This is a genomic window from Pseudomonas vranovensis (genome assembly GCF_040438935.1).
Taxonomy (GTDB): Bacteria; Pseudomonadota; Gammaproteobacteria; order Pseudomonadales; family Pseudomonadaceae; genus Aquipseudomonas; species Aquipseudomonas vranovensis.
Map to the genome: position 1 here is coordinate 5673325 of NZ_CP159259.1, position 16092 is coordinate 5689416.

The following is a 16092-nucleotide window of genomic DNA, read 5'->3' on the forward strand; positions in this document are numbered from 1 at the left end:
CAGGCTCCTCGATGGTTAGGGGTCAAGCCTTGCCGATCATTGGCAGATTGAGGCCTTGTTCCTTGGCGCAGTCGATGGCGATCTGGTAGCCGGCATCGGCGTGACGCATGACGCCGGTGGCCGGGTCGTTGTGCAGTACGCGAGCGATACGCTCGGCCGCTTCATCGGTACCGTCGCAGACGATCACCATGCCCGAGTGCTGGGAGAAGCCCATGCCGACGCCGCCACCGTGGTGCAGCGAAACCCAGGTCGCGCCGCTGGCGGTATTGAGCAGGGCGTTGAGCAGTGGCCAGTCGGAGACGGCGTCGGAGCCATCCTGCATCGACTCGGTCTCGCGGTTGGGGCTGGACACCGAGCCCGAGTCCAGGTGGTCGCGGCCGATGACGATCGGCGCCGACAGCTCGCCGCTGCGGACCATTTCGTTGAAGGCCAGGCCCAGTTTGGCGCGCAGGCCCAGGCCAACCCAGCAGATACGTGCCGGCAGGCCCTGGAAGCTGATGCGCTCGCGCGCCATGTCCAGCCAGTTGTGCAGGTGGGCGTCGTCGGCGATCAGTTCCTTGACCTTGGCGTCGGTCTTGTAGATGTCTTCAGCGTTGCCCGACAGTGCCGCCCAGCGGAACGGACCGATACCGCGGCAGAACAGCGGACGGATGTAGGCCGGTACGAAACCCGGGAAGTCAAAGGCATTGCTGACGCCTTCTTCCTTGGCCATCTGGCGAATGTTGTTGCCATAGTCGAAGGTCGGGATGCCCTGCTTCTGGAAATCGAGCATGGCCTGGACGTGTACGGCCATCGATTGCTTGGCAGCCTTGACCACGGCAGCCGGGTCGGTCTGGGCGCGGTCGCGGTACTGTTCCCAGGTCCAGCCGGCTGGCAGGTAGCCGTTCAGTGGGTCGTGGGCGCTGGTCTGGTCGGTGACCATGTCGGGACGCACGCCACGCTTGACCAGTTCCGGCAGGATTTCGGCGGCGTTGCCCAGCAGGGCGATGGAGATGGCCTTGCCTTCGGCGGTGTACTTGGCGATACGGGCCAGGGCGTCGTCCAGGTCCTTGGCTTGCTCGTCGACATAGCGGCTGCTCAGGCGGAAGTCGATGCGGCTCTGCTGGCATTCGATGTTCAGCGAGCAGGCACCGGCCAGGGTCGCGGCCAGTGGCTGGGCACCGCCCATGCCGCCCAGGCCTGCGGTCAGTACCCACTTGCCCTTGAGGCTGCCGTTGTAGTGCTGGCGACCGGCTTCGACGAAGGTTTCGTAGGTGCCCTGGACGATGCCCTGGCTGCCGATGTAGATCCAGCTGCCGGCGGTCATCTGGCCGTACATGGCCAGGCCCTTGGCATCCAGTTCGTTGAAGTGTTCCCAGTTGGCCCAGTGCGGCACCAGGTTGGAGTTGGCGATCAGCACGCGCGGGGCGTTGCTGTGGGTCTTGAACACGCCGACCGGCTTGCCCGACTGCACCAGCAGGGTTTCGTCGTCGTTCAGGTTGGTGAGGCTCTCGACGATCTTGTCGTAGCACTCCCAGTTGCGTGCAGCGCGGCCGATGCCGCCATAAACCACCAGCTCCTTGGGGTTCTCTGCCACTTCCGGGTCGAGGTTGTTCATCAGCATGCGCAGCGGGGCTTCAGTCAGCCAGCTTTTGGCGGTGAGCTTGTTGCCGCGGGCTGCGCGGATTTCGACGTCACGCTTGCGAGTACTGGTGGTCATGGTCATTGCCTCATTCAGTGGTAGGTGAATGTTGGTAAGTCTCATGATGTACATATGAGCTTATACCAACCTGTATGTACAAGTAGGTGCAAGCAAGAGGCCAAAATCAGGTTTTGTCGGGAGTCTAAAAACATTAAAAAGTAAAAATTAGTTATAAAACAAACGGATAGATTTTTTAAAACGTGAGCGGTGTACGAAGCGATGCTGAAAAAATTGTTGCAACTTCAGCATGGTCTGAGAGAGGCGAGGGAGATTTCGTAACATTTTTTGTGGGCTGAAAAGCGAAATGTCACTTTTCTGCCATTCCAGGCTGCGCCAGTAACAGCGCGAGCGCTTGCAACCTGAGGAGGGTCATCGAGCGACAGGCGGGGGGCGCTCGAACCTTGCTTCAGTTGCCGACCTTGCCTTCCAGGCGATAGCGCGAACCTGGATAAACCAGGCGTGCACAGCCAACCTGGCCCTTCGCCGCCCAGGTGCGTCGACGAATCAACAGGCACGGCTCGTAGCGCTTGATTTGCAGCAACTTGCATTCGGCGGACCTGGCGTGGATGGATTCGACCATGTGTTCGCCTTCAGTCAGCGGTGCCAATTGGATCAGGTAGGCGTAAGGGGTGACCTGGGTAAAGTCCTGCTCTAGATAAGCCGGCGCTACCTCGGCATTCACGAAGCGTTCTTCTATCTGTACGGGCACTTCGTTTTCGTAATGCACCAGCACCGAGTGGAACACGCGCTTGACCCCTTCAAGCGGGAAGGGCATCGAAGCACGGGCGCGCTCGGGCATTTCTTCGAGCACGATCACTTCGCTGCGATGCTGATGGCCGCGGGCAGCAATTTCATCGGCAATATTGTGAATCTCAAACAGCGCCGCACGACCCTTGGGTTCAGCGACGAAAGTGCCGACACCCTGCATGCGTACCAATGCGCCCTCGATGGTCAACTCGCGCAGTGCCCGATTGATGGTCATGCGGCTCACGCCCAGCACATTCAGCAGTTCGCTTTCCGAAGGCAGCTTGGAGTTGGGCAGCCATACGCCGGAGCGAATCTTCTGCATGATGATTTGCTTGACCCGCGCGTACAGCGGCGAGGGGCTTTCGAGCGAGAACGACTCGAGGGACGCATTTTCCTCGTTGGATTTAGGCACGTTGTTTCCTGATGTAGAAAAAATTGCTCCGACAAACGTGGAGCGGAGTTTACTCTGCTGTCGCCAATACGCCTATGCGTGCAGGAGGGGGACGCACTGCAGGTAAACCCGCATTTTCGATCCATGAACTTCCTCTAGCTGACGTCAAAACTTTCTTAACTTAACGAGTTGTCAGGGTTTCAACGAATTTTCCGCCTGGTTCTGAATGTATCGCCGTGGCTCCAGCCGCGCGTCGTAATTGGCCCTAAAAAGTTATGCACACCCGGAAGACACTGCGTGAGCAGCCAAATTCGACCCCCACAACCTGAGGGGGTCGAGGACCGACTGCTTCAAAAAATGCCTTTCAACCTAAAATAATAACGATGGGGTGAGCAGCATGTCCGTACCTCAACAAACCCAATCAGAAAGTTCCAACGGCGGCCTGCAATCCGGGCTCAAGCAACGTCACATGGCCATGATCGCGTTGGGTGGTGTCATTGGTGCCGGTCTGTTTGTCGGCAGCGGTGTGGTCATCCAGTCGGCAGGGCCTGCAGCTCTGATTTCATTCATGGTCACCGGCGTACTGGTCATCCTGATCATGCGCATGCTCGGCGAAATGGCCTGTGCTTTACCGGCGGTTGGGTCCTTTTACGAATATGCACGCATGGCCTGGGCCGACAGTCCACAGACAAGCCAATTGGCCGGTTTTCTCACCGGTTGGATGTATTGGTATTTCTGGGTGATTGTCGTCGCCGTCGAAGCGGTGGCAGGCGCTTCACTCATTCAGTTTTGGTTGCCGGATGTTCCGGCCTGGGCCATCAGCTTAGTGCTGATGATAATTCTGACATTCACTAACTTGTGCTCGGTCGCGTCCTTCGGTGAATTCGAGTTCTGGTTTTCCTCGATCAAGGTTGCAGCAATCCTGGTCTTTCTACTGCTGGGTGGGTTGTATCTGCTCGGTATGTGGCCGACCGAAACCCACCACGGGTTGAGTTCGATGTTAAGCAACGGCGGCTTCATGCCCAACGGTATCGGGCCGGTGCTGACGGGTGCAGTGGCCGCGACCGGATTTTATTTCGGGGCCGAGATCGTCACCGTGGCTGCCGCAGAGTCCTCCGATCCGGTTCGCTCGGTCGCGCGGGCGACCAATTCGGTGATCACCCGCGTGCTGTTCTTCTACGTCGGGTCGATCCTGCTGGTGGTCACGCTGGTTCCCTGGAACTCACCTGCAATGCTCACGCCGTACTCCAGTGCGCTTGCAGCCATGGGCTTCGGTTGGACCGCACACGTTATGAACGCCATCGTGCTGACGGCAGTGCTGTCTTGCCTCAATTCGGGCATCTACGCGTCTTCGCGCATGCTCTTCGCGTTGACTAAACGAGGTGATGCACCGCGGGGCTTGGCCAAGCTGTCTTCGAAGGGCGTACCGCGTCGGGCGATCTTGTTCGGTACGCTGTTCGGCTATTTATCGGTGGTCATGTCGTACGTATCGCCGGACACCATCTTCGCCTTTCTGGTCAACTCCTACGGCACCGTGGCGATCTTCGTCTACGTGCTGATCGCCCTCTCCCAGCTGCGCTTGCGGGCCAAGCTGGAGCGTGAGGCGCCGGAGAAACTCAAAGTGCGGATGTGGTGTTATCCCTACCTGACCTACGTTGCCATCATTGGCATGCTCGGTATCGTCACCGGCATGGCGTTCATACCCGAGCAACGCATGCCGCTGGCACTGGGCGTGGTCAGTTTGGCGATTCTGTTGTTGGCATTCCTCAGTCGCAGCATCTGGCGGCGGCTCAAAGGCCTGCCGACAGTTGTTCCGGTGAGCAGCTAGACGTTACATTCCGCTCGAGTGTGTTCGGCCGAACCGTACAGTCATTGAACGGTTTGACCGAACCCACGAGAGCAGTGGTGCGCTGTTTCGTTATGGGACGTTACGGGCGGCCGTTGAGCAGACGCAGGACCTCATCGAATACCGCGTTGTCCAGGCTACGCGACAAATCCAGCTCAAGGCTGCGGCGATAGTAAGCGCTCAGGTCCAGGCCCACGCCAAGGGCGTGCAACTCAATAGTTCCTTCTTGTTCGATTTGTCGCGTCACTTGTTTGAGGTGCAGGTCGAGGATGTCTTGCTGATTGGTTTGGTGGGTGGCGCTGTCCATCGGGCAGCCGTCGGACATGACGATCAGGATGCGTCGCCGAGCGTCGCGCTGCAGCAACCGCTGACGTGCCCAGAGTAGCGCTTCACCATCGATGCCCTCGCGAAAAAGATCAGACTTGAGCAGCGCGGCAATGCTCGGCCGGGCGCGACGCCATGACGTTTCGGCATTCTTGTAGACCACATGACTAAGCTCGTTGAGCCTGCCCGGATTGGCTGGCTGGCCCAGGGCGCGCCAGCGCTTCAAAGGACGCCCGCCGTTCCATTGGCCAGTGGTGAAGCCAAGGATTTCACTGCGAGCACCCGCCAGTTCCAATGCTCGACAAAAGGCGTCAGCCAGCAAGGCGATGCTTTCGATATGGTTGCGCATGGAACCGGAATTATCGATCAACAGGGTGACCAGGCAATCACTGTGCGGGCGCTCCAGCTCGTGGCGAAAAATCTCGCGTTGTTCAGGGCTGATGATCAGGCGACTGAGTCGGCCGGCATCGATCTGCCCTTCGGTCTGGGCAAACGCCCAGCCATCGCGACGTGGCGCAGCCAGCAGGGCGCCCAGGCGCTTGGCCAGGCGTGGCAGATTGAGGCCCTGGGCCGCCAGGCGTCGGTCCAGGCGCTGGCGCAACTCGCGCAACAGTTCGATGCGCACCAGGCTGCTGGCCTCGCGCTCGCAATCATGCTCGCGGCTGAATACCTGATAGGAAAAGGTGTCGTTGCTGCCGCGTGGATTGCCGTGGGTTTCGCCGCTGCTGCTGATCTCTCCCTCGCCATCCTGATCCACATCCAATAACAGCGCGAAGGCCAGGTGGGCCTTTTCGCCGACCCCAGAAACGTTGCTCTCGTCGTCGCCGAGCAGTTCGGCGTCCAGTTGCTCGATCAGCTCCTGTGCCTTGGCGGCAATCAGCAAGGCATGCTCAGTGAACGCCGGTTGATCATGACGACAGCGGCGCATCAGACCGAAGGCTGCGCCGAAGTGGCCGAGCAGGCTCAAGCGAGGCGCTTCAATGAGCATCTCCGTTTGTTCACCGGCGCGGCCGCCACACAGCAGAATCCAGCTCATTTGCGCCAGGGTGAACAGCAGCAGTCCAATGTGTCCTTCGGTGTGTCCGGCATCGAGAAACTGCTGGCTCCACTGCTCGAAGCGCCGCAGCATATTTCGCCGTGCACCGGGATGACAGTCGGCTACCAACGACTCGACGCGCAGTTGCTCAAGTAACTCAAACACCAGGCGGGCGATGGGCTGCGCTGGAAGAACCTGGCGCACCAGCGCCTGATCACTGTGTTTCAGGCGCAGCGCCAGGCTATCTGCCACGCCGCGCCAGGCGAGGCTTTCATCGTGTTCCGGGTTGGGGCGCAAGTGCGGGGCGTGGACTGGAAAGTGCTGCTCCTGTACTTCCAGCCGGCCGCCGCGATAGCGCACGCGCCGCTCACCGGACAGTGCCCGCAGCGTCGCCGCGCAAAGTTCCTCGAGTTGTTGTTGACGTTTCTCGCGGCGTAGCGGTGAGGTCATGGTGGTCTTCCTGTGGTCAGGCCAGTGCCAGCAAGGGGAACGCCGATTCGGCCAACTCATGGTCGAAGCAGCGTTGGTAGTATTCGGCAACGAGTGGCCGCTCTACTTCATCGCATTTGTTGAGGAACGACAGGCGGAAGGCCAGCGCAGGGTCGCTGAAAATTTCCATGTTCTCAGCCCAGGAAATAACGCAGCGCGGCGACATCAGGGTCGACAGGTCGCCGCTGGCGAAGCCTTGGCGGGTCAGGTCGGCGACTGCCACCATTTGCGTCAGCAAACCTTCGCCATGGCGGGCGAGCAAATGCGGCACCCGCGCAGCGACAATGGCCACTTCTTCGGCCTGCGGAAGGTAGTTCAGGGTGGCGACGATGTTCCAGCGATCCAGCTGCGCCTGATTGAGGACCTGAGTGCCGTTGTAAAGCCCATTCAAGTTGCCCAGGCCAACGGTGTTGGCGGTGGCGAACAAGCGGAACGAGGGGTGCGGATGGATCACCAGATTCTGGTCGAGCAGATTGAGCTTTCCGTCGCGTTCGAGAATGCGCTGAATGACAAACATGACATCCGGGCGGCCAGCGTCGTATTCGTCGAAGATCAGCGCCATGGGCCGGCGCAGTGCCCAGGGCAAAATGCCTTCCTGGAACTCGGTGACTTGCTTGCCGTCGCGAAGAACGATGCCGTCTTTGCCGATCAGGTCCAGGCGGCTGATGTGTCCGTCCAGGTTGACTCGCGTGCACGGCCAGTTGAGCCTTGCCGCGACCTGTTCGATATGCGTCGACTTGCCGCTGCCGTGCAGGCCTTGAAGCATTACCCGGCGATTACGGGTAAAACCCGCGAGAATCGCCAGGGTGACCTCCGGATTGAAACGATAGGCCGTGTCGATCTCCGGCACATGTTCGTTTGGCGTGAGGAACGTCGGTACGCGCATGTTGGAGTCGATACCGAACAACTCCCGGACAGGGACCAGGCGGCTGGCAGGTTCGAAGTTCAGGTCGGTCATGAATATCGCCTTTGAGGGCCGGAAAGGAAGTCTTGATTCTAGGAGGGGCTCTGGGGCGGGGGAGGGGCCAGTTAGCGCAACTCAATGCGGCCAGGCGTGGCTGGCACCATGTTCAGGTGAAGGCTGGCCCTATGGTCCAGGAACAAGGCGGCCAAGGATGGTCCCGTTAGTCAATCGCCTGGCGGTTGCCGCCAAACAACTTCGAGAGGTCTACCTGATGTCCGCCGATACCCTGACGATCACCCTGGATCCGCAACTTCTTGAACTGTTTCGCCGTTATCAGGTGCACACCCAGGTCACCCCGGCGTATTACATCGACGAATTGCTGGCCCGGACCCGGCCAACCCTGCAGGCGGTGGTCGAGGCACTGGACGAAGCCGCTGGAGATCCCGAGGCGTTGGCCCAGCTGTTTGGTCGCAGGATGGCCAACTTGATGCAGCCGTCGAGTGATCAGGCCAGTGCCTGAAAGCCAATAGCCGACGCCTGCTTGAAGGGGTAGCAAAGCCTGGGCTCGTCAGAAGTTGCTAGCTTCTGCGAGCCTCAGCGAACGTGAGGGGTCAGTTGTCGATGATCTCGTTCAACGCCTGTTCAAGCGTGCTGACCGTGCGCTCGATGTTGTGCAGCTTTTCGAGCCCGAACAACCCAATGCGAAAGGTCTGGAAGTCGACAGGTTCGTCGCATTGCAGCGGCACGCCGGCAGCAACCTGCAGGTTGTGCGAGGCAAACTTCTTGCCGCTTTTTATCTCGGCATCGTCGGTATAGCTGACCACCACGCCGGGGGCCTGGAAGCCGTCTGCAGCGACACTCTTGATACCCTTGCTGGTCAACAAGGCGCGAACTCGGTCACCCAGTGCCTGCTGTTCGTCGCGGACCTTGTCGAAGCCGTAGGCTTGGGTTTCTTTCATCACTTCGTTGAAATGCGCCAGGGCATCGCTGGGCATGGTTGCGTGGTAGGCATGCCCGCCCTGTTCGTAGGCCTGCATGATCTGCAGCCATTTTTTCAGGTCGCAGGCAAAGCTGCTGCTCTGGGTATGCTCGATGCGTTCGAGGGCCAGGGGGCTGAACATCACCAAGGCGCAGCAAGGCGATGCACTCCAGCCTTTTTGCGGCGCACTGATCAGCAGGTCGATCGCGCACTTGTGCATATCGAGCCAGAGCGCGCCCGAGGCGATGCAGTCCACCACGAACAATCCCCCCACGGCATGGACTGCGTCACCGACGGCGCGCAAGTAGTCATCGGGCAGGATGATCCCCGAGGACGTCTCGACGTGAGGCGCGAAGACAATCTGCGGTTTCTGCGCCTCGATGGCTGCCAGTACTTCCTCGAGCGGTGGCGGGGCGAAGGCGGCCTGGCGGCCGGATTCGACCGGTCGGGCCTTGAGCACCGTGGTAGCCGCCGGGATGTTTCCCATCTCAAGAATTTGGCTCCAGCGATAACTGAACCAGCCGTTGCGTATCACCAGGCATTGCTGGCCGCTGGCAAACTGCCGCGCCACTGCTTCCATGCCGAAGGTGCCGCTGCCGGGAACCACGGCAACAGCCTGGGCGTTGTACACCTGCTTCAAGGTAGTGGAAATGTTGTTCATCACCCCTTGGAACATCTGCGACATGTGGTTGAGCGAGCGGTCGGTGTAGACCACCGAGTACTCGACCAGCCCCTCGGGGTCGATGCTGGGATAAAGCTTTGACATGGATGACTCCTGCGGCAGATAAGTCAGTGTAAAGCCCTTCCCGCAATGGGTCGGGCGATGCGCCGAGTGTAGCGGCTCAGCGTGTATTCAGGAGGTGGGGGTCGGCGCAGGACTGAATTCGCCCTTCATCTGTTCACCTTTGCGCGCGCCGATCCACCAGGCGCAGTAAGCACTGACCGCGCCGGCGAACAGCACATACAAACAGGTCGTCCATGGCTGCCCATCGCTGCTGCGCATCAATGCGGTGGCGATCATCGGGGTCAGGCCGCTGGCGAAGATGCCGGAGAATTGATAGACGAACGAGATGCCGGTATAGCGCACTTTGGCGTCGAACAGCTCACAGAACATTGCCGCCTCAGGGCCGTAGACCGCCGCATAGAGAATGCCGAAGGGCACTACGATCGCAATCCACACCATGAACATGTCGCCATTGCTGACCAACATCATCCAGAAGGCTGGAAAGGCAGACAGAGCGGTAATCAGTGATCCCCAGAAGTACACGCGAGTCCGGCCGATACGATCGGACAAGGCGCCGAACATCGGGATGGTGAAGCACATCACCACCGCCGCCACCATTACCCCGATCAATGCCTGGGAGCGTGGCAGGTTGAGCGTCTGGGTCAGGTAGCTGAGTGAAAAAACCCCGAAAACATTGAAAAATACGCCATCGATGTAACGTGCGCCCATACCGGCCAGGACGTTTTTCGGGTAACGCTTCATCATGTCCACGAACGGGATGGCGGCTTCGGCATTGGCTGTTTTGACTTTGGCGAATTCGGGGCTTTCCATCACATTCAGACGGATCCAGGTGCCGACGAACACCAGCAAGGCGCTGAGCAGAAATGCGATACGCCAGCCCCAATCGAGAAACTGAGTGTCGCTCAGGACATAGGACAGCAGCCCTACCACCCCGGAGGCCAGGCACAAACCGATGGCCAGGCCAATCTGTGGCAAGCTGGCGTAGAAGCCGCGCTTGTGTTTTGGCGCGTACTCGAAGGCCATCAGCACCGCGCCTCCCCATTCCCCTCCCAGGCCGATGCCCTGTACGACGCGCAGCAGTAGCAGCAGGATCGGCGCCCAGATGCCGATAGTGTTGTAACTGGGTACCAGACCAATGAGGAAGGTGGCCACGCCCATGATCATCATGGTCATGATCAGCATGCTTTTTCGCCCGATCTTGTCGCCGAAGTGACCGAAAATCACTCCGCCGATCGGGCGGCTGAGAAAGCCGACAGCGAAGGTGCCGTAGGCCAACATGGTCGATACCAGGGGGTCATCGCTTGGAAAGTACAACTGGTTGAACACAACGCCGGCGACGACGCCGTAAAGGAAGAAGTCGTACCATTCGATGGTAGCGCCTATAACACTGGCAATAACCACCTTGCGCACAGGGCTGGCCGTGGACATGTCATTGTTCCTATTGTTGTATTTATAAGGAAGGTGAGCGCATTTGCGCGCTGCCTTGAATGTTCCATCAGGATGCGTAGGTGCTCAGTTCCGGCATCGCTGGCGCGACGCAATGCGGCGTGCGAACGCTGGGCCGCTGACAATCTTCAAGAATCATTGTCGAGGCCTTTTCGGCGATCATTACCACCGGCACGTTGGTGTTGCCCGAGACCAGGGTCGGCATGATCGAGCAGTCGACCACTCGCAGCCCCTGCACGCCATGAACACGCAGGCGTGAATCCACCACTGCGAGCGGATCGTTACCCATCTTGCAGGTCCCGGAGGGATGAAAGATGGTCGCCCCGTACTGACGGCAGAACTCGAGAATCTGCTCATCGCTCTGGGTTTCGCTGCCGGGGCGGAACTCACGGCAAATCAGCTGCTTGAGCGGCCCGGTCTCGGCCAGCTTGCGGGTGTAGCGCACGGCGGCGATTACCGTTTTGCGATCCAGTTCGGTCGACAGGTAATTGGGCTGCATCGACGGGGGTTGCATAGGATCGGTGGAGGTAATGCGTACATAGCCACGGCTTTCGGGGCGCAATTGGCAAACCGACATGGTGAAGCCGGAGAAGGGGTGCACACTGCCGCCGGCAGAGTCGGCACTGAGCGTACCGAAGTGGTACTGGATGTCGGGGGTGGCGCTTTGCTCCAGCACCCGTGTGAACAATCCGCCCTGGTTGATACCGATGGCCAGTGGCCCGCTGCGGGTCAATAACCACTGCAGGCCCATGCGCAGTTTACGCAAGGGTGAACGCAGGTCATCGTTGGTGGTGATCGGCCTTGTGCACTCGTAGATCAAGCGAATCTGCAGATGGTCCTGCAGGTTTTCACCCACGCCCGGCAGCGCATGCACTGCGGCGATATTGAATTTTTTCAACAGTTGCGAAGGACCGACACCGGAGAGTTGCAAGAGCTGCGGTGATTGCAGCGCACCGGCACTGAGGATCACTTCGCGTCTAGCCTTGACGCTCAGCGACTGGCCGTTCTGACGGTACTGAACGCCAACTGCACGGGTGCCGTCAAAGAGTATCTTCTCGGCGTGGGCAAGCGACGCTATGGTCAGGTTTGCACGCCGCTTGGCGGGGTGCAGATAAGCCACCGCGGTGCTGCAGCGCAAACCCTTGCGGGTGGTCAGTTGGTAGTAACCGACGCCCTCCTGGTCACCGCTGTTGAAATCCTCTACATGGGGCACGCCGAGTTCTTTGGCCGCGCCGATAAAGCCTTCGGTGAGGGGATGGCGCGCCTTGATGCTGGATGCCGACAAGGGCCCGTCTGTGCCGCGTGTGGGACCCGGGCCAAGGTCGTTGCACTCGGCACGACGGAAGTACGGCAATACATCGTCCCAGCCCCAACCCACATTGCCGGCGCTGGCCCAGGCATCGTAGTCGGCGCGCTGGCCACGAATGAAAATGAGCCCGTTGATTGAACTGCAGCCGCCGAACACCTTGCCGCGCGGCCAGTAGATGCGCCGGTCGTTCATGCCGGGATCAGGATCGGTGTAGAAGCCCCAGTTGTACACCGGGTGGAACATGGTCTTGGCATAGCCTATCGGGATGTGGATCCACGGATAGCGATCCGCAGGCCCCGCCTCGAGCAGGCAAACGCTGTATCGTCCATTCTCGCTGAGTCTATTGGCTAGAACACAGCCGGCTGAGCCGGCACCGACAATGACGAAGTCATAGGCACGTGACATCCGAAATCCTCTTCTTTTTATAGTTGTGAACCCGAATTGCACTTGCAAACTAGAACAATACATTCCATTTATATGGGGCCAGATTTAACGCGTTGATAAGTCCACTGGCTTTTTTGCACGCAACGTCGGCTTAATTCATTAATAATTAATGAATTAATTCGCCATGACATTTCATCGGGTGCTTGATAATGGAACATATCAAACCGAAATTTGCAGAGGACCAGCCCGAGCCGGTCAGCGGCGAGAACCCCGATCGCAGCCTGCGCGCCTTGCTGTTACTGGAAGTGCTGGCCAACGCGGATGCGCCGTTGTCGCTTGCACAGTTGTGCGACCGGCTTGCAGCGCCCAAGGCCACGCTGCTGCGTATGCTGGTCGCGTTGGAGCGACTGGGTTTTCTGCTACGCGAAGTGGACGACAAGACCTACCTGCTCGGTCCGCGCGCCAGCCGCCTGGGGCTGGCGCTGTTGCGTAACCAAGTGGTGCTGCAACGCAGTCGGCTCGTTTTGCAGGCACTGGTGCGGCAGTTGGGTGAAACCTGCAACCTGACGGCATTGGATGGCGACAGTGTGATTTACGTCGACCGCGTGGAAACCCACGAGCCCTTGCGCCTGCATGTCGAGCCCGGGACCCATGTGCCGTTGCATTGCACTGCCAGCGGCAAGTTGTTCCTCGCCGAAATGCCTGCGCACAGGCGCAGAGACATACTCAAGCAGCTTGAGCTTACGCCGAGCTCCGATCGCAGCATCACCGATTGCGATTTGCTGGAATCCGAGCTGGAGCGTATCCGCGCCCGGGGTGTAGGGATCGACAGTGAGGAGTTTGTCAGAGGCATGGTGGCGGTCGCGGTGCCAATCAGAGGTGCCGATGGCCAGTGCCTGGCAGCATTGGCCTGCCATGCGCCCACGGCACGCAAAAGTCTCAACGAGCTGATCGAATACATTCCGCAATTGCAGGCAGCCGCCGCGCAATTGGCGCTGTCACTGGCCTTGGATTCCTCTCGCGGCTGAGCCTTCAGTGCGCTCAGCCGCGCCTTCGAGCACTTATAGAAACAGGCCGCTCAAGGGCGAGGAAGCGTCCCCACTGAGCCGGCGCGGCATCCGTCCCGCCAGGTAAGCTTCGCGGCCGGCTTCGACCGCCTTGCGCATCGCCGAGGCCATGCGGATTGGCGCGCGCGCGCGGGCAATCGCGGTATTCATCAGTACGCCGTCGCAGCCCAGCTCCATGGCAATGGCGGCATCCGAGGCGGTGCCGACACCGGCATCGACGATCACCGGGACCTTGGCGTTTTCCACGATCAAGCGGATGTTGTAGGGATTACGAATACCCAGACCGGAACCGATCGGCGCGCCCAGGGGCATTACCGCTACGCAGCCAATTTCCTCGAGGCGCCGGGCTACCAGCGGGTCGTCGCTGGTGTAGACCATCACCTTGAAGCCCAGGTCGACCAACTGTTGAGCGGCGATCAGGGTTTCACCGATATCGGGGTACAGGGTCTGGCTGTCGCCGAGCACTTCCAGTTTGACCAGGTTGTGGCCGTCCAGCAGTTCACGTGCCAGCAAACAGGTGCGTACAGCATCCTTGGCCGTGTAGCAGCCGGCGGTATTGGGCAGCAGGGTGTAGCGTTGCGGGGAGACCACGTCGAGTAGATTGGGTTGATCGGCCTCCTGGCCAAGGTTGCTGCGGCGCACTGCAAAGGTAACGATCTGCGCTGCGCTGGTCTCGATTGCTGCGCCAGTCTCGGTCAGGTCTGCGTAGTGGCCTGTGCCCACCAGCAAGCGTGAGGCGTAGGGCTGGCCGGCAATGATCAGTGGGTCGGGGGCTGTGCCAGTGCTTGTCATAGAGGCTCCAGTTGGGAGAGGGATGGCGGGTTGAGGCGCAATCAACCGCCGCCGATGGCGTGGACGATTTCCACGCGGTCGCCCTGTTTCAGGCGCAGTTCGGCGTACTCGCTGCGTGGTACCACATCGAGGTTGTACTCAATGGCCAGGCGCCGCTCCTGCAACTGCAGGCGGATGAGCAGTTGCGCCAGATTGATGTCCGCGGGCAACCACTGGGCCACCCCGTTGATCTCCACTTCAATCATTCAGGTTCTCTTGAGATGAGGGTTCTGGTGCTCGCAGGGTGAGGGGATCGACACGCCGCTTTTAGAGCCAGTCACGGCTGCTGCGCTAGTCCAGTGCGGTGATTGAGGGCTGGCATCACGAATGGACAACAACTGGATCTAACTGCGCGCGCTGCTTGTTCTTAGTTTCTTCTCCAGGGGTGGATCGGGCAGTGCTGCGTTGCGATGCCGAGTACTGCTCCTGCGTATGCGACTACCTGGAGCGTGTCTGCTGCCCGGTGAGCAACAATAAAAATGCACCAGTCGAGAGGTAAGCATGAAAACAACAGCGCACGAGTTCGATGCAGTCGAAGCACTGGCCAGTGACCGCGCTCACGTCTGGCATCACCTGTCCCAGCACAAACCGCTGGAACAGAACGATCCGCTGATGATCGTTGAAGGCAAAGGCATGCGGGTCCGCGACATCAAGGGCAACGAATACCTGGATGCGGTGTCTGGGGGCGTGTGGACCGTCAACGTTGGTTATGGCCGTGAGAGCATCGCTGACGCAGTGCGCGATCAGTTGGCGAAGATGAATTTCTTCGCAGGCTCCGCAGGCAGTGTTCCAGGCGCCTTGTTCGCCAAGAAACTGATCGAGAAGATGCCGGGCCTGAGCAGGGTGTACTACTCCAACTCAGGTTCCGAGGCCAACGAGAAGGCCTACAAGATCGTCCGGCAGATTGCGCACAAAAAGTACGGCGGCAAAAAGCACAAGATTCTGTTCCGCGAACGTGACTACCATGGCACCACCATCACAGCGCTGAGTTCTACCGGTCAGTTTGAGCGCAAGAACCAGTACGGTCCCTTCACCCCCGGTTTCGTCGAGTTTCCACATTGCTGCGAATACCGCTCGCAGTTCGGTGATGTGGCTGACTATGGCATACGCGCAGCCAAGGAAATGGAGCGCGTGATTCTCGCCGAAGGGCCGGATACCGTGGGTGCCGTGGTACTCGAACCGATCACCGCGGGGGGCGGCGTCATCACGCCGCCGGAAGGCTACTGGGAGGCCATTCAGGCGATCTGTAAAAAGTACGACATCCTCCTGCACATCGACGAAGTGGTTTGTGGTCTGGGCCGTACCGGCAAATGGTTCGGTTATCAGCACTACGGCATCAAGCCCGACATCGTCACCATGGCCAAGGGTGTGGCCAGCGGTTACGCGGCGATCTCCTGCACGGTGACCACCGAGGAAGTGTTCGACGCATTCAAGGGTGAAGCTGACGACCGCATGGGCTACTTCCGTGACATCAGCACCTTTGGTGGCTGCACTGCAGGCCCGGCGGCGGCGCTGGAGAACATGCGGATCATCGAAGACGAAGGCCTGCTGGAGAATGTCACCCACATGGGCGAGTACTTCATGGGGCGCCTGCGCGAACTGCAGGATAAGTATTCGATCATTGGTGATGTGCGCGGCAAGGGCCTGTTCTGTGGCATGGAGCTGGTCAAGGACCGCAAGACCAAGGAGCCGGTGGCCGAAAGCGTAGCCATCGCCATCGTTGCTGACTGCATGCGTCAGGGCGTGATGATCGGGCGTACCAACCGAAGCTTTGAACAATTTAACAATACCCTGTGTTTTAGCCCGGCATTGATCGCGACACAGCAGGACCTGGACGTGATTATCGTCGCCCTCGACGCTGCCTTTGGCCGTCTTGCAGCTAATCCATAACGTTTCGAACCATGAGCAGACCG

Annotated in this window: 13 protein-coding genes; 4 read left to right on the top strand and 9 right to left on the bottom strand. The window is 59.6% G+C overall.

Going from position 1 to position 16092, the window contains the following annotated elements; all coding sequences use genetic code 11:
• Positions 1 to 22: 22 nt before the first annotated feature.
• A complete protein-coding gene (hutU, locus tag ABVN19_RS26315) occupies positions 23 to 1699 on the bottom strand; it encodes a urocanate hydratase (RefSeq protein WP_264652471.1) in 1677 nt (558 codons plus the stop codon).
• 388 nt (positions 1700 to 2087) lie between these two features.
• A complete protein-coding gene (gene hutC / locus ABVN19_RS26320; protein WP_028944584.1) occupies positions 2088 to 2840 on the bottom strand; it encodes a histidine utilization repressor in 753 nt (250 codons plus the stop codon).
• Positions 2841 to 3216: 376 nt separating this feature from the next.
• On the opposite strand from hutC, the gene ABVN19_RS26325 reads away from it, so the two are divergent.
• Positions 3217 to 4647: an amino acid permease gene (locus ABVN19_RS26325; protein ID WP_051270571.1), complete on the top strand. Its 1431-nt coding sequence runs from the start codon at positions 3217 to 3219 to the stop codon at positions 4645 to 4647.
• Positions 4648 to 4747: 100 nt separating this feature from the next.
• On the opposite strand, the gene ABVN19_RS26330 is transcribed toward ABVN19_RS26325, so the two are convergent.
• Positions 4748 to 6475 (bottom strand): cobalamin biosynthesis protein CobT, encoded by a 1728-nt coding sequence (locus tag ABVN19_RS26330; RefSeq protein ID WP_028944582.1) that lies wholly within the window; start codon positions 6473 to 6475, stop codon positions 4748 to 4750.
• Between the two features lie 16 nt (positions 6476 to 6491).
• Positions 6492 to 7472, bottom strand: coding sequence for a MoxR family ATPase (locus tag ABVN19_RS26335; protein WP_028944581.1), 981 nt, complete (start codon positions 7470 to 7472; stop codon positions 6492 to 6494).
• A 157-nt stretch (positions 7473 to 7629) separates the two neighbouring features.
• On the opposite strand from ABVN19_RS26335, the gene ABVN19_RS26340 reads away from it, so the two are divergent.
• A complete protein-coding gene (locus tag ABVN19_RS26340; RefSeq protein ID WP_245219087.1) occupies positions 7630 to 7938 on the top strand; it encodes a hypothetical protein in 309 nt (102 codons plus the stop codon).
• A 91-nt stretch (positions 7939 to 8029) separates the two neighbouring features.
• On the opposite strand, the gene ABVN19_RS26345 is transcribed toward ABVN19_RS26340, so the two are convergent.
• The 3 genes from ABVN19_RS26345 to ABVN19_RS26355 form a co-directional block, all read right to left on the bottom strand.
• Entirely contained in the window at positions 8030 to 9163 is a 1134-nt protein-coding gene (locus ABVN19_RS26345) for an aminotransferase class V-fold PLP-dependent enzyme (protein ID WP_028944579.1), read from the bottom strand.
• A gap of 87 nt (positions 9164 to 9250) precedes the next feature.
• Positions 9251 to 10570: an MFS transporter gene (locus tag ABVN19_RS26350; RefSeq protein WP_105642721.1), complete on the bottom strand. Its 1320-nt coding sequence runs from the start codon at positions 10568 to 10570 to the stop codon at positions 9251 to 9253.
• 67 nt (positions 10571 to 10637) lie between these two features.
• Positions 10638 to 12302: a choline dehydrogenase gene (locus ABVN19_RS26355; RefSeq protein WP_028944577.1), complete on the bottom strand. Its 1665-nt coding sequence runs from the start codon at positions 12300 to 12302 to the stop codon at positions 10638 to 10640.
• 188 nt (positions 12303 to 12490) lie between these two features.
• Here ABVN19_RS26355 and ABVN19_RS26360 point away from each other — a divergent pair, with 188 nt between their 5' ends.
• Positions 12491 to 13309: an IclR family transcriptional regulator gene (locus ABVN19_RS26360; protein WP_028944576.1), complete on the top strand. Its 819-nt coding sequence runs from the start codon at positions 12491 to 12493 to the stop codon at positions 13307 to 13309.
• 33 nt (positions 13310 to 13342) lie between these two features.
• Here ABVN19_RS26360 and ABVN19_RS26365 read toward each other — a convergent pair whose 3' ends face one another.
• Together ABVN19_RS26365 and thiS are read right to left on the bottom strand one after the other, a co-directional pair.
• Complete coding sequence (locus ABVN19_RS26365; RefSeq protein WP_028944575.1) at positions 13343 to 14140, bottom strand: thiazole synthase; 798 nt, start codon at positions 14138 to 14140, stop codon at positions 13343 to 13345.
• A 41-nt stretch (positions 14141 to 14181) separates the two neighbouring features.
• The gene (gene thiS, locus ABVN19_RS26370) at positions 14182 to 14382 is read right to left on the bottom strand and encodes a sulfur carrier protein ThiS (protein WP_028944574.1); all 201 of its coding nucleotides are present in this window, start codon (positions 14380 to 14382) and stop codon (positions 14182 to 14184) included.
• A 298-nt stretch (positions 14383 to 14680) separates the two neighbouring features.
• Between thiS and ABVN19_RS26375 the strand changes: the two genes are divergently transcribed.
• Positions 14681 to 16069: an aminotransferase class III-fold pyridoxal phosphate-dependent enzyme gene (locus tag ABVN19_RS26375; protein WP_028944573.1), complete on the top strand. Its 1389-nt coding sequence runs from the start codon at positions 14681 to 14683 to the stop codon at positions 16067 to 16069.
• Positions 16070 to 16092 lie beyond the last annotated feature (23 nt).

Excerpts from the sequence above, each read along its gene's own strand:
- hutU (WP_264652471.1), bottom strand. The coding sequence starts at position 1,699 with ATGACCACCAGTACTCGCAAGCGTGACGTCGAAATCCGCGCAGCCCGC.
- ABVN19_RS26325 (WP_051270571.1), top strand. The coding sequence starts at position 3,217 with ATGTCCGTACCTCAACAAACCCAATCAGAAAGTTCCAACGGCGGCCTG.
- ABVN19_RS26330 (WP_028944582.1), bottom strand. The coding sequence starts at position 6,475 with ATGACCTCACCGCTACGCCGCGAGAAACGTCAACAACAACTCGAGGAA.
- ABVN19_RS26335 (WP_028944581.1), bottom strand. The coding sequence starts at position 7,472 with ATGACCGACCTGAACTTCGAACCTGCCAGCCGCCTGGTCCCTGTCCGG.
- ABVN19_RS26340 (WP_245219087.1), top strand. The coding sequence starts at position 7,630 with ATGGTCCCGTTAGTCAATCGCCTGGCGGTTGCCGCCAAACAACTTCGA.
- ABVN19_RS26345 (WP_028944579.1), bottom strand. The coding sequence starts at position 9,163 with ATGTCAAAGCTTTATCCCAGCATCGACCCCGAGGGGCTGGTCGAGTAC.
- ABVN19_RS26350 (WP_105642721.1), bottom strand. The coding sequence starts at position 10,570 with ATGTCCACGGCCAGCCCTGTGCGCAAGGTGGTTATTGCCAGTGTTATA.
- ABVN19_RS26355 (WP_028944577.1), bottom strand. The coding sequence starts at position 12,302 with ATGTCACGTGCCTATGACTTCGTCATTGTCGGTGCCGGCTCAGCCGGC.
- ABVN19_RS26360 (WP_028944576.1), top strand. The coding sequence starts at position 12,491 with ATGGAACATATCAAACCGAAATTTGCAGAGGACCAGCCCGAGCCGGTC.
- ABVN19_RS26365 (WP_028944575.1), bottom strand. The coding sequence starts at position 14,140 with ATGACAAGCACTGGCACAGCCCCCGACCCACTGATCATTGCCGGCCAG.
- ABVN19_RS26375 (WP_028944573.1), top strand. The coding sequence starts at position 14,681 with ATGAAAACAACAGCGCACGAGTTCGATGCAGTCGAAGCACTGGCCAGT.